13 protein-coding genes are annotated in these 12,507 nt (G+C 63.6%); 9 read left to right on the top strand and 4 right to left on the bottom strand.

The genetic code is table 11. The annotated features are described in order from the left end of the window. Nucleotides 1-210 precede the first annotated feature (210 nt). The 5 genes from nadA to ACPS74_RS01420 all read left to right on the top strand — a co-directional run bounded on the left by nadA (nt 211) and on the right by ACPS74_RS01420 (nt 5,259). Complete coding sequence (gene nadA, locus ACPS74_RS01440; RefSeq protein ID WP_029648189.1) at nt 211-1,311, top strand: quinolinate synthase NadA; 1,101 nt, start codon at nt 211-213, stop codon at nt 1,309-1,311. 29 nt (nt 1,312-1,340) lie between these two features. After that, nucleotides 1,341-1,961: a DUF4202 domain-containing protein gene (locus ACPS74_RS01435; protein WP_029648190.1), complete on the top strand. Its 621-nt coding sequence runs from the start codon at nt 1,341-1,343 to the stop codon at nt 1,959-1,961. Between the two features lie 7 nt (nt 1,962-1,968). After that, nucleotides 1,969-3,507, top strand: a complete 1,539-nt coding sequence (locus tag ACPS74_RS01430; protein WP_029648191.1) for an L-aspartate oxidase — start codon at nt 1,969-1,971, stop codon at nt 3,505-3,507. Between the two features lie 3 nt (nt 3,508-3,510). Next, the gene (gene nadC / locus ACPS74_RS01425; RefSeq protein WP_029648192.1) at nt 3,511-4,362 is read left to right on the top strand and encodes a carboxylating nicotinate-nucleotide diphosphorylase; all 852 of its coding nucleotides are present in this window, start codon (nt 3,511-3,513) and stop codon (nt 4,360-4,362) included. Nucleotides 4,363-4,548: 186 nt separating this feature from the next. Further along, nucleotides 4,549-5,259 (top strand): class I SAM-dependent methyltransferase, encoded by a 711-nt coding sequence (locus tag ACPS74_RS01420; protein WP_029648193.1) that lies wholly within the window; start codon nt 4,549-4,551, stop codon nt 5,257-5,259. Here the strand turns inward: ACPS74_RS01420 and ACPS74_RS01415 are convergent. Continuing rightward, nucleotides 5,253-6,137 carry a ChbG/HpnK family deacetylase gene (locus tag ACPS74_RS01415; protein WP_029648194.1) on the bottom strand — a complete coding sequence of 295 codons (885 nt, stop codon included), beginning with the start codon at nt 6,135-6,137 and terminating at the stop codon, nt 5,253-5,255. The two genes, ACPS74_RS01420 and ACPS74_RS01415, sit on opposite strands and share 7 nt — an antisense overlap. A gap of 91 nt (nt 6,138-6,228) precedes the next feature. Here ACPS74_RS01415 and ACPS74_RS01410 point away from each other — a divergent pair, with 91 nt between their 5' ends. The 3 genes from ACPS74_RS01410 to murJ all read left to right on the top strand — a co-directional run bounded on the left by ACPS74_RS01410 (nt 6,229) and on the right by murJ (nt 9,258). Continuing rightward, complete coding sequence (locus tag ACPS74_RS01410; RefSeq protein ID WP_036241187.1) at nt 6,229-7,191, top strand: glycosyltransferase family 2 protein; 963 nt, start codon at nt 6,229-6,231, stop codon at nt 7,189-7,191. An 82-nt stretch (nt 7,192-7,273) separates the two neighbouring features. After that, on the top strand, nt 7,274-7,687 hold the full coding sequence (locus ACPS74_RS01405) for a hypothetical protein (protein ID WP_029648196.1): 414 nt from the start codon (nt 7,274-7,276) through the stop codon (nt 7,685-7,687). A 41-nt stretch (nt 7,688-7,728) separates the two neighbouring features. Then, a complete protein-coding gene (murJ, locus tag ACPS74_RS01400; RefSeq protein ID WP_029648197.1) occupies nt 7,729-9,258 on the top strand; it encodes a murein biosynthesis integral membrane protein MurJ in 1,530 nt (509 codons plus the stop codon). 3 nt (nt 9,259-9,261) lie between these two features. On the opposite strand, the gene ACPS74_RS01395 is transcribed toward murJ, so the two are convergent. The 3 genes from ACPS74_RS01395 to ACPS74_RS01385 all read right to left on the bottom strand — a co-directional run bounded on the left by ACPS74_RS01395 (nt 9,262) and on the right by ACPS74_RS01385 (nt 11,516). Next, on the bottom strand, nt 9,262-9,642 hold the full coding sequence (locus tag ACPS74_RS01395; protein WP_029648198.1) for a DUF2267 domain-containing protein: 381 nt from the start codon (nt 9,640-9,642) through the stop codon (nt 9,262-9,264). A 129-nt stretch (nt 9,643-9,771) separates the two neighbouring features. Further along, on the bottom strand, nt 9,772-10,203 hold the full coding sequence (locus tag ACPS74_RS01390) for a hypothetical protein (RefSeq protein WP_029648199.1): 432 nt from the start codon (nt 10,201-10,203) through the stop codon (nt 9,772-9,774). Nucleotides 10,204-10,283: 80 nt separating this feature from the next. Continuing rightward, nucleotides 10,284-11,516, bottom strand: a complete 1,233-nt coding sequence (locus ACPS74_RS01385) for an aspartate kinase (RefSeq protein WP_026222982.1) — start codon at nt 11,514-11,516, stop codon at nt 10,284-10,286. A 196-nt stretch (nt 11,517-11,712) separates the two neighbouring features. Here ACPS74_RS01385 and ubiG point away from each other — a divergent pair, with 196 nt between their 5' ends. After that, complete coding sequence (gene ubiG, locus ACPS74_RS01380) at nt 11,713-12,483, top strand: bifunctional 2-polyprenyl-6-hydroxyphenol methylase/3-demethylubiquinol 3-O-methyltransferase UbiG (protein WP_029648200.1); 771 nt, start codon at nt 11,713-11,715, stop codon at nt 12,481-12,483. Nucleotides 12,484-12,507: the final 24 nt, after the last annotated feature.

Below are 12,507 nucleotides of genomic sequence, written 5' to 3'. Positions count from 1 at the left end.
AGCGCCATCAGCGGAAGCCAGAACGATCCCCTCGCCGATCCTTCCCTTGACATATACTCGTGCCGAGCACATGTCTTGCGCGACGAAGTTGCGAGATCCTCGTCCGCGGCTTAATCTTGGAAGCTTGAGCGCTCCGAGCGGGGATCCGTCTCGGAGATTTATTGGGGGCTACTTATACTCACTATGAGTATAAGCGTGAGGCGCCAAACAATGACACTCTTGACCAGCGACGTTCGAAGCGCGCCGAGCGCGAGGCGCGAGCCTCCGGCGAGCGCCCTTGGCGTTGGCCCTCGCGGCCGCTTCCCCGTGCTGCCACGCCCTGATCTGGAATGGACGCCGGAGGTTCAAGCCGCGACCGCTCATCTTTACGAGCGCGTGGCGCGAGTCATCCCGCCCGTCGAATGGCCATTCCACGCCCCTTACGTGAAGGCCATCAACGATCTCAAACATGTGCGCAACGCCACCATCCTTGCGCATAATTACATGACGCCGGAGATCTACCACTGCGTCGCCGATCACATCGGCGACAGCCTGCAGCTCGCCAAACTTGCCGCGAAATCCGACGCCGACATCATCGTTCAAGGCGGCGTGCATTTCATGGCCGAAACGTCGAAGCTGCTCAATCCGAACAAGGTCGTGCTCACCCCGGACATGAAGGCGGGCTGCTCGCTTGCGGAGTCGATTACTGGCGCCGATGTGCGCGCGCTGCGCAAACAATATCCCGGCGTGCCGATCGTCGCCTATGTCAACACCTCAGCCGACGTGAAAGCGGAGGTCGACATCTGCTGCACGTCGTCGAACGCGGTAAAGGTCGTCGAGAGCCTGGGCGCCGAGCGCGTGATCATGGTTCCCGACCGCTATCTGGCGCAGAACGTCGCCACGCAGACGAAGGTGGAAATCATCGCTTGGAGCGGCGCTTGCGAGGTGCATGAGCGCTTCACCGCCGAAGAGATCGAGAACTATCGCGCCGATCATCCAGGCGTGCAGGTGCTCGCGCATCCGGAATGTCCGCGCGAGGTGATCGAGGTCTCAGATTTCGCCGGCTCGACGGCGGCGATGATCGATTTCGTGCGCAATAGGAAGCCGGCCCGCGTGCTGCTCGTCACCGAATGCTCGATGGCCGACAATGTCGCCGCCGAAACGCCGGACGTCGAATTCGTGCGGCCGTGCAACTTCTGCCCGCATATGAAGCGCATCACGCTGCCGAAAATCCTCGACAGCCTGCTTTACGTCCGCGAAGAAGTGATCGTTGACCCCGCAGTGGCCGAACGCGCGCGCCGCAGCGTGCAACGGATGATCGATCTGGGCTAGGCTGTGGCCTAAACTGAACAGGGCGGACAATGCCGGCGCTCGATGCGACGATTGCGGCCATCGACGCCGCCAATGCCGACGATCCGCGCCGGCTCGAGGGCCGAGCCTTTGAGCTTGTTTACGCCGAGCGCATGAGCGCGCGGCTTGCCGCGCTCTACCCTGACGCCTCCGATCTGCTGAAGATTGCGACTCGCGCGCAACATCTGCGGCGCTGGGAGATCGCCCGTGCGAATTATGAAGAAGGCCGTCGCGGCTACAATGACTGGCGGCGCGCCTGCCGGATCCACCACGCCGATCTTGCTGCCGATATCATGCGCGCGCATGGCTACGACGAAGCGGCGACCGCGCATGTCGGCGCGCTGATCCGTAAGGAACAGCTCAAGAAAGACCCGGAGTCGCAGGCGCTCGAAAACATCGCCGCGATTGTCTTTCTCGAGCATTACTTCGACGAATTTCTCGAAAAGCACCGGGAGTATGCCGACGACAAGCTCGTCGACATTCTCGGCAAGACCTTGTGCAAAATGTCGCCCAAGGGCCATGCGGCGGCCCTCGCCCTGCCCTTGCCGCCGCGCGCCCGTAGCCTAGTCGAAGCGGCGATCGCCCGTGAGGCCGCCGCGCTCGCGCGGCTCGCCACAGTCGCGATCGACTAAGCGGTCGATGCGCGAGAATTTACCTCCCATACTCATCATCGGCGGCGGACTTGCAGGCGTGTTCTGCGCGCTGAAACTGGCCCCGACTCCGGTGGCGATCTTCGCGCCGACGCCCGTCGGATACAGCGGCTCGTCCTTTTGGGCGCAGGGCGGCATCGCCGCGGCCGTCGAAGAAGGCGACACGCCGGAAAGCCACGCCGACGACACGGTGGCGGCGGGCGGCGGCCTCGTCGACCGCGACATCGCGCTCGGCATGGCGCAAGAAGCGCGCGCACGCGTCGAAGACCTCGCGGCGATGGGAACGCCGTTCGATCGTTCTGCCCTCGGCGGCTTCCTCCCGTCCCAGGAGGCGGCGCATTCGCGTCGGCGCATCGTGCGTGTCCAAGGCGATGTCGCCGGGCGGGCGATCATGGACATTCTGGCCAAGGAAGTCGCCAGAACCCCATCGATCCAGATCGTCGAAGGCTATTCGGCGCAGGAGATCATGGTGCGCGGGGGGCGCGCGGTTGGCGTGCGCGCCCGCGACAACGCCGGCATGATCCACGAGACGCCCTGTTCGGCGCTGATTCTCGCGACGGGCGGGATTGGCCATCTGTACCGGGTCACGACCAACCCGTTGGAGGCGCGCGGCATCGGCGTCGCGATGGCGGCGCGGGCGGGCGCGCTGATCGCTGACGCGGAGTTCGTTCAGTTTCACCCGACGGCGATCGACATTGACGCCGATCCGGCGCCGCTCGCGACCGAGGCTCTGCGCGGCGAAGGCGCGACGATCGTGGATCGGGATGGCCGACGCTTCATGCTCGACATTGATCCACATGGGGAGCTTGCGCCGCGCGACATTGTCGCCCGCGGCGTTTTCGCCAGCGTCAAGGCCGGAAAGGGCGCGTTTCTCGACGCCCGTTCGGCCATCGGCGCCGAATTCCCGACGCGCTTTCCGACAGTTTACGCAAGTTGCATGAGCGCCGGGATCGATCCCTCGCGCGAACTTATTCCGATCGCGCCGGCGGCGCATTACCATATGGGCGGCGTATGGACTGACGACCGCGGGCGCACGAACCTGGATGGCCTCTGGGCGGTCGGCGAAGTCGCGTCGACCGGCGTTCACGGCGCGAACCGGCTCGCCTCCAATTCTCTTCTCGAGGCGATCGTTTTCGGCGCCCGTGTCGCCGCGGACGTGCGCGCGACGCCCCTTTTGCCGGTCGAATGGCTCCCGAAGGCGGAGCGCATCGAGCCCGTGCCGCGCGACACTGATTTCGCGGTCATCGAAGAGCTGCGCGATCTGATGTCGGCGAATGTGGGCGTCATCCGTAACGGCGCCGGGCTCGCCGTCGCGGTAAGGTCGATCCGGCGCATGATCTCGCGAACGAGCGATATTGAGGCGCGCAACATGTTGACCACGGGTCTGTTCATCGCGGCGGCCGCGCTCCAGCGGCGCGAGAGCCGCGGCGCGCATTTCCGCTCTGACTTTCCACAGCCGGTCCCCGCGCTCGCGCGCCGCTCGCTCACGACGCTCGACGCGGTCTTGCGCATCGCCGACGAGGTTTAAGTCATGATCCCCGATTTGCCCCCGATGCTGATCGAGGAGGCGGTTCGCGCCGCGCTCGCCGAAGATTTGGGGCGCGCCGGCGACGTCACGACGCAGGCGACCATCCCCCAGCGCGCGCAGGCGCGGGCGGGGATTGTCGCGCGCGATTCAGGGGTGGTCGCAGGACTTCAGGCGGCGCGCGCCGCCTTCGCGCTGATGGATCGAGAGATCATCTTCGAAGCGCAGGCGGCCGATGGCGCCCGCGTCGAGCCGGGAACGCTCGCAGCGATAATTTCCGGCCCGGCCCAGCCCATTCTCTCGGCCGAGCGGGTTGCGCTCAATTTTCTTGGCCGGCTGTCCGGCGTCGCCACGCTCACGGCGCGCTACGTCAGCGCCATCGCCGGCACATCCGCGCGAATCTGCGACACGCGCAAAACCACGCCCTTGTTGCGCGCCTTTGAGAAATACGCCGTGCGATGCGGCGGCGGCGTCAATCACCGCTTCGGCCTCGATGACGCCGTGCTCATCAAGGATAATCACGTCGCCATCGCTGGCGGCGTTATTCCGGCGCTCAGAGCCGCCAAGCGGAATATCGGCCATCTCGTCAAAATCGAGATCGAAGTCGATACGCTCGACCAGCTGCGCGAGGTCCTCGACGAGGGGGCGGACGCCGTGCTGCTCGACAATATGACGCTCGACGATCTGCGCAGCGCCGTGGCGCTCGTCGGCGGCCGCATGATCTGTGAAGCCTCGGGCGGCGTCACGCTCGCGAGCGTGACGGAAATTGCGAAAACCAGCGTCGACTTTATTTCTGTTGGCGCGCTGACGCACTCCGCCCCAGTCTTCGATTTCGGTTTAGATGTTGAATTCGTATGAATTTATTCGTCAGCGGGACTTAAGCAGCTGGCTGCGGCCGATCGCTTCCTTGGCGAGGCTCGCGCTGCTATAAGCCGTCAACCTTTCGCGGACCCTTGAGAAACATCAGGAGCCATGCCCTCGTTCTTCGCCCGAAAGTTGATCAATCGAGTGCGGCGAAGGCTTTGGAGCTCTCCGCTCTCATCAATGCCGTCGCCTCTGCGGGCCCAGGCGACGCGCGACAAAAGCCTCGCCGCCGAAATCGGGGACTATGAGCGCGCCTTCGGCTACGCCCACAGCGCGGGGTCGATGCCCCTACGCACCTTGCTGCGCATCGAGCGCCTGCTGACCGGAACGGAAATCTTCTCAGCCGAAACGGGCTGCGGAAAATCCACGATCTTTTTTTCGCGCATCGCCGAACGGCATAAGGTTTTCTGCTTTGACGACCGCGGACAGAAGGCGTCAAGCGTCGACTATTTCATGAACTGTCCCGCGACCCGTTCGGACCGCCTCGACCTTGTCTTTGGCCCGACTCAACTGACGCTGCCGCGACACGAAGACCATTCTCGCTACGACCTTGTCCTGATCGACGGTCCGCACGGCTTTCCGTTCCCCGAACTCGAATATTACTACTTCTATCCGCACCTGAAGACGGATGGACTGCTCGTCGTCGACGATATTCATATCCCAACCATCAGCCGGCTCGCGGACTTCCTGAGCGAAGATCAGATGTTCGAAAAGGTGGAGTTTGTCGGCTCGACCGCGATCTTCCGCCGAACCGACGCGCCGGTCTTCGATCCGCTGGGCGACGGATGGTGGCTGCAGGCCTTCAACCGCCGACGCGCGTCGTTCTCGAAAGACATCTATTTGGAGGACGGCAAGAAACGGGCGCCGATCTCATTTGAAGGGATCTACTGAGCCGCCGTTTGCTCGGCGCTTAGGTTCCGGTCCGCCTGCGACAGACGACCCAAACGCAGGCCGCGCTTCTCCAGCATCTCCGGCAGTCGAGTCGACAGCAGGAAAGCAAGCTCCTGCTCGCGCGTGATCGTCACCGGATCGAGCCTTCGCAGTTCTTCGTCCACATGGCCAGGATGGCACATGATGAGATGTCTGCTGCCGGGCGCTCGAAGATAGCTCTGAAAAATCTTCGCGTAATCGAAGCTTGGGTGGAAATTCGAGAATCCGGCGAAGCCGTCGTTGACGCCGAAGCCGCGCTGGCGCACCTCCCGGCGAAAGCCGCCGGCCAGCGAGAGCGCAGAGAGCGCCTTGCGGGCGTTGATTCCACGCAAAAGAATGCGATGTAAGCCATCCCCGGCGTCGCGAACCCAGGCCCGGCCGCCGAGCTTTCGCGCCTCCATAGCGTCAAGCAGCGCCGTCCTAATGCCGGGAAGGACGTGTATGTGCTGGTGGCCGTCGACATGGTCCGGCGGGCGGTCGATCACCGCTTCGAAGCGGTCGAACTGACGATCGATCTCTGTGCGAATCTCGTCCATTGGCAACCGCCGGCCGAAAGCCATCTGCACAACTTTGGAGAGCGGGGGAAACTCTCCATTAGGCGCGAACTGCGGCATGGACGACAGAGGCCGCCCAAGGGTGAGATTGAAATGCAGGCCGATGTCCGCGTTTCGGCCGCGGCGAGAGAGCTCTAGCCCCATGGCCGGCCAGCGGGGACCATTCACCAAAGCCGAAACCGCAGTGAGCCTCCCCGCGTCGAGCGCTTCCAAAATGCCGGCGCTCACCCCATAAGACAGGCTGTAATCGTCCGCGCAAACCGCAACAATTTGGTTATCAACCATCGCCCGCTCCTTTGCGCCGCCCAGGCGACTGCGCCTATGCTGCGCCCGTTAATCCTATGCTCTGCCTATAAATATTGGTTTAAACGCCGCCATGAACAGGCCTGATGTATCGATCGTGATCCCCGTCTTCAACGAAGCGCAAAATCTTCGCGCTCTCGCGGCCAGACTCGCCCTAGCCGTTGACGCATGCGACGTCTCCTATGAAGCGATCTTCGTCGACGACGGCTCCAGCGACGAGAGTCTGGAGATATTGCGCGACCTCTGCGCCGAGGAGCGGCGCTTTCGCGCCCTGTCGCTTTCCCGCAACTTCGGCAAGGAGGTGGCGATCGTCGCCGGGCTGGACGCCACGCTCGGAGGCGCGGTCGTCATCATGGACGCCGACCTGCAGCACCCCCCGGAAGTCATCCCGCAATTCATCGAGAAGTGGCGGGAAGGCTACAAGAACGTCTACGGCGAGCGCATCGACCGAGCGACCGATCCCAAGCTGCGCGCAGCGTTCACGCATGTTTTTTACCGTTTGCTGGAGGACTTTGGCGACGTGCGCCTGCCGCCAGGCGCCGGCGACTTCCGCCTTCTCGACCGGCAGGCGGTCGACGCGCTGCTGACGATGCGCGAGCGCGCGCGCTTCAATAAGGGCCTCTTCGCCTGGATCGGATTCAAATCGATCGGCGTGCCCTTCGACGTGGAGGACCGCGCCGGCGGAACGTCAAAATTTAATTTCGTTCGGCTTGCGCGATTTGCGCTCGACGGGCTGATGTCCTTTTCGTCGATTCCGCTCAAGGTGTGGACTTATGTAGGCCTAGCGATTTCCGCCTTCGCGATCGCGATGGCCGGCTACTATTGGGCCCGCACCATGGTTTTTGGCGTGGATACGCCGGGCTTTCCCACTCTGGTGGTCTCAATCGCCTTCTTCTCCGGCGTTCAGCTGATTTCGCTGGGCGTGCTCGGCGAGTATGTCGCCCGCATCTTCAATGAGGTAAAGGGAAGGCCGCTCTATCTCGTCGCCGAGAAGCTGGGCGAGAACGACGTAACCAACGCCAAAGCGGGCGACTAGGGCGTCGACAAGCTGAAAGCGGGCCGGCTTTCGCAGATGCGTCACGCGCTGCACCGGCGCAAAGGGGACGAGGCGTGAATCCATGAACACCGAGCGCCGTTCGCCATTGCGCGGCAGAAACCTCTTGATCGCCGCGGCCTTGATTGCGCTATTCGCCGCCTTCGGCGTCCGCATGTGGCGCTTCGTGGCGGCCCCCGCCTTGCCGACCCTGCTCGACGGCCTCCCCGAATCGAAAACCGAGGACGATCAGCGGGTCTTCCAGGCCCGGCTCGCCCAACGCTTTCACGTGGGTTCGACGGAAGTCGACGATCTCATTGATGAACTGCGCGACGACGGATTCACGGTCGATGCGGATCAGGATGTCGCCACATACGAGCGCCGAGCCGACATTTCCGACAAATGCCGACGCAGCGCCAACATTCGCTGGTCTCGGGGCGAAGGCGACGAGCTTGCCACGATCACCGGCGGATACTCCCTGCACTGCCCGCAGCACTGACGGGAGCGCAGGCTTGACCGAATCCTGCTAGGACGATTGCGATGATTCGCAATCTGCTCTCGGTTGGCGGCTTCACCCTGCTCTCGCGCGTGACGGGCTTTCTGTCGCTCGCCATGCAGTCGGCGATCATGGGCGCAGGCGCCGTCTCGGACGCCTTCTTCATCGCCCAGCGGCTGCCCAACAGCTTTCGCGCGATCTTTGGCGAAGGCGCGTTCAACGCGGCGTTCGTTCCATCCTATTCGATGGCGATCGAGCAGAAGGGCGACGCGGCGGCCGAGGAATTCGCCGGAGAAGTTTACACGCTGCTCCTGGCCTCGCAGATCATCTTGCTCGCCATTGTCTGGACGCTGACGCCGCAATTCGTCTCGCTGCTCGCGCCGGGCCTCGACGACCGTCCAGAAAAATTCGAGCTGGCCGTCAATCTGACGCGCATCACCTTTCCCTATCTGCTTTTCATCACGCTCTTCGTCTTGCACATGGGCGCCCTGAACGCGCGCGGCCGCTTCGCGCTTCCCGCCTTCGCGCCCAATCTGATGAATTTCTCCGTGATGGCGGCGCTCGCCGTCGCCTTCCTTTTTCCAAACGCCGGCTATGCGGCGAGTTGGGGCATCACCATCTCCGGCGTTCTGGAGCTCGGGCTGTTGATGTGGCAGGCGCGACGTATCGGCGTCCTGCAGCGGTTGCGCAGGCCGCATTGGGCGCGCGTGCGCGATTTTTTCATTCGTCTGGGGCCCGCGATCATCGGCTCGGCCAGTCCGCAGATCGCCGTGCTCGCCGACACAATTCTCTCATCGATGCTTCCCGATGGCGGCGTGTCGTCGATTTCTTACGCGGAGCGGCTATACCAGCTTCCCGTCGGCGTGATCGGCATCGCCGCCGGCACGGTGCTGCTGCCGGAAATGAGCCGACGCCTCGCCGCGGGCGACGAAGCGGGCGCGCTTCACGCGCAGAGCCGAACCATGGCGCTCACCGTCGCGCTGACGGCGCCCTTTTTTATCGCCTTCGACACAATTCCCGAGTTGATCGTCGCGGGGCTTTTCCAGCGCGGCAAATTCTCGGCGGCCGACGCCTACGCCGCCGGGGACGTGCTCGCCGCCTATGGCGCCGGTCTGATGGCGCTCGTGCTGATCGCCTCGGCGCGCGCGAGTTTTCAGGCGCGCGGCGACACAAGAACGCCGATGCTCATCGCGCTGGCGGCGCTCGCCGCGAATGTCGCGTTGAAGATCGTGCTGTTTCGACCGCTCGGGGCGGTCGGGCTCGCGACGGCGACATCCGTCGGATTGTGGATCAACCTCGCCGCGCTCGTCGGACTCGCGCTCGCCCAGGAAGGAATGCGATTCGACGCCGTTTTCGTGAAGACGCTCGGCGCGACATTTGTCGCCTGCGCCTTTCTCGCCGCTGTCGCCATTTTCGGCCGTTCGTCCGCCTTGGCGCTTGGCGGGCATTTCGGCGCTCTCGCCAATCTCGTCGCGCTCACCGCGCTCGCGCTCGTCGGCGCGCTCGTCTACGCCGGCGTCCTTCTCGGGGCGCTGCGCGCGAGCGGGGTGACGATCGCAAGCCTTCGACGATAGGGATCAAACGAACTGCGCGATGCCTGGGATCGAATCGACGATCGCCCGCAGCTTTTCCGGCCCGACTTTCTCTTCGGCATAGCCGAAAATCTCATGACCCAGTTTTGGAATCTGACTCATGTCGACGCCGGCGCCATTCAGCTTCGCGGCAAGGCCCATCAGCCCGCCCATGCCACCCATCAAGCCTGCAAGCCCGCCGCCGCCGCCCGCGGATTCGGCGGACTGGATCGCCTCAGGGGCGCCGGGAACCTGAGCGAGCAACTCCGAGACGGCGCCGTCGCGCGATTCCTTTTGAAGGAAGCCCAGAACGAGCCCCACCGCCGTCCTGGCGACCTCTGCGTCAACGCCAAGGGCCGCCGAGACGCGCGCCACCAGTTCATCCATTGCAGGCTCCCCTTCGCAAACCGAAAGACGCCGGACTGTCGCCGCGACAGAAAGGAAAATCAAGCGCTCTGATTGCGCTCATACGCCGCCGGATGGCTGACGCGCGCGTCTCGCGCGTCAGCCAAATTGTTACGCCGAGTGACGTAGATCCGTCGGCAAGTCGGTGCGCTGACGCAACGCGGGCAGAATGCCCTTGATCTTCTCGGCGCCCTCGGCCCCAATAATATTTTCAGCGCGATTGACCACTTGGCGAACCAACGCGTCGGTCTGCGCTTCACTGATCCCGAGCTTTTCGAGCTGACCAGCGAGAATATTCAGATCGGCGCGACCGTGGCCAATAAAGCTCGTCATGCCTTCGATGACCTGCGTGACCCCGCCGTCGCCGGTGTACTGAGCTGTGTCAATCGCCTCTTGCGCGCGCGGCATCTTGGCGATCATGACCTGCATATTGCCGGTCGTATCCTTGTCGCGAAGAAAAGCGAGGACTAGGCCGAGCGCCGCTTTGGCGACTGTCGGATCGAGCTTCGTCTCGGAGACGACGCTACTGGTAAGCTTTTCCATGGGACATCCTCCACGCGAACCATTGTGGTTGCGCTAGATGTCGCGGCGACGCTCTCCTTCAAGCGTCGCTATACCGCGGACTAAGCGGCGTCGAGGCCGTAGAGCGAGTGCAGCGTCCGAACGGCGAGTTCGGTATAGGCTTCGTCGATCAACACCGAAAATTTGATCTCCGACGTGGTGATCGCGCGGATATTGACGCCCTTCTGCGACAGGGCGCGAAACGCCTCAGCGGCCACGCCGGCGTGGCTGCGCATGCCGATCCCGATCGCGGAAATCTTAGCGACGTCTTTTTCGCCCGTTATGCTCGCAAAGCCGATGGCGTCCTTGACCTTCTCGATGATCGCAAAGGCGCGCTCGTAATCAGCGGTTCCTACGGTGAAGGTCATGTCGGTCATCCCCTCCTCGGAAACGACCTGCACAATCATGTCGACGTTGATTCCGGCCTCGGCCAAGGGCATGAACACCGCGGCCGCGACGCCCGGCTTGTCGGCGACGCCCCGAAGCGTGATCTGCGCTTCGTCGCGCGAGAACGCGATGCCTGTGACGACTTGCGCTTCCACAATGTCCTCCTCGTTGCAGATTAACGTCCCCTGCCCCGGATTTTCCGGATCGTCGAAGGACGAGCGCACATAGGTCGGCACGCCGTGCACCATGGCGACCTCGACCGAACGCACCTGCAGGACCTTCGCGCCTAGCGACGCCATTTCCAGCATCTCTTCAAAAGCGATCTTGTCCATGCGCCGCGCCTTCGGCACGACGCGCGGATCGGTGGTGTAAACGCCGTCAACGTCCGTATAGATGTCGCAGCGGCTGGCCTTGATCGCCGCCGCGATGGCGACGGCGCTTGTATCCGAGCCGCCACGTCCGAGCGTCGTGATCCGCCCGGTTTCTCGGTGCACGCCCTGAAAGCCGGCGATCACGGCGACTTCGCCGCGGTTGAGGCCTTCGATGATGCCCGCGCCATCGATCGATTCGATCCGCGCCGCGCCATGCGTGCAGTTGGTGTAGATCGGCGCCTGCCAGCCGAGCCAGGAGCGCGCGGGCACCCCCGCCTTCTGCAGCGCCATCGCGAGAAGCCCGGCCGTCACCTGTTCTCCCGAGGCGACGACGGCGTCATATTCGCGCTGATCGCAAAGCGGCGCCGCCTCCTTGCACCAGGCGACAAGCTCATTGGTCTTGCCGGCCATCGCCGAGACCACCACAGCGACCTCACGCCCAGCATCCACCTCGCGCTTCACATGGCGCGCGACATTGTGGATGCGTTCGACAGTGGCGACCGAGGTGCCGCCAAATTTCATAACCAGGCGTGACATGGAGACCGAAAATGGGCGAGGCGCTCGCGTCTCGCGGGAAGCGGCGCTATATGTGTCCGCGTCGGCGGACCTGTCAACGGCAGCGGTCCGCCAAGGGAATCATGCGCAAGCTTCTTGTCCTTCGAGGCGCGCGCTTTGCGCACTCCTCAGGGTGAGGAGCTTGCGCATAATTCTCCACATCTTCTCGAGGTTCCTCTTGCCCCATCAGTCCGCTCCCCACTCCGCCAGCGTCGACCCCGAAGACGTCGCGCGTTTCAACCGCCTGGCCGAGCTCTGGTGGGACAAGAATGGCAAGATGGGGATCCTCCACGAGATCAATCCCATCCGAGTCGCCTATATCCGCGATCACGTGCGCCGGCTCCTCCGACATGACGCCGGCGCATTGAACGCGCCCGGCGACCGACCGCTGGAGGGCGTGCGCATCGCCGATATCGGCTGCGGCGGCGGCATATTGAGCGAGTCGCTGGCTCAGCTCGGCGCTCAGGTGACCGGGGTCGACCCCGCGACCAACAACATCGCCATCGCGAAACGGCACGCCGAAACGTCCGGGCTGGACATCGATTATCGCAATATCACCGCCGAAGACCTCGCCGCGGCCGGCGAGCAGTTCGACGCGGTGGCGGCGCTCGAAGTCATCGAGCATGTAGAAGGGCCGCGGGAATTCGTCGCCATGCTGGGGCGGCTGCTGAAGCCCGGCGGGCTCCTCTTTCTGGCGACGATTGACCGGACGACGAAAAGCTATCTGCTGGCCATCGTCGCCGCCGAATATGTGCTCGGCTGGGTGCCGAAAGGCACCCATAACCATGACAAATTCATCCGGCCGGACGAACTCTCGTCATGGGTGCGTCAGGGCGGCATGCGGGAAATCGATCGCGTCGGGATGAGCTTCCAGCCGCTGACCAGAAGCTGGCGAAAAAGCCACGATACGGACGTCAATTATCTGATGGCGGCTCGAAAAGAAGGTTAGGCTCCGGTCGGCGTGGCAGTGAGA

The sequence above is a fragment of the Methylocystis sp. SB2 genome (assembly GCF_049817085.1).
Classification (GTDB): domain Bacteria; phylum Pseudomonadota; class Alphaproteobacteria; order Rhizobiales; family Beijerinckiaceae; genus Methylocystis; species Methylocystis rosea.
Note: the sequence above shows the minus strand (reverse complement) of the source record. Positions and strands in the feature narration are given on the sequence as shown.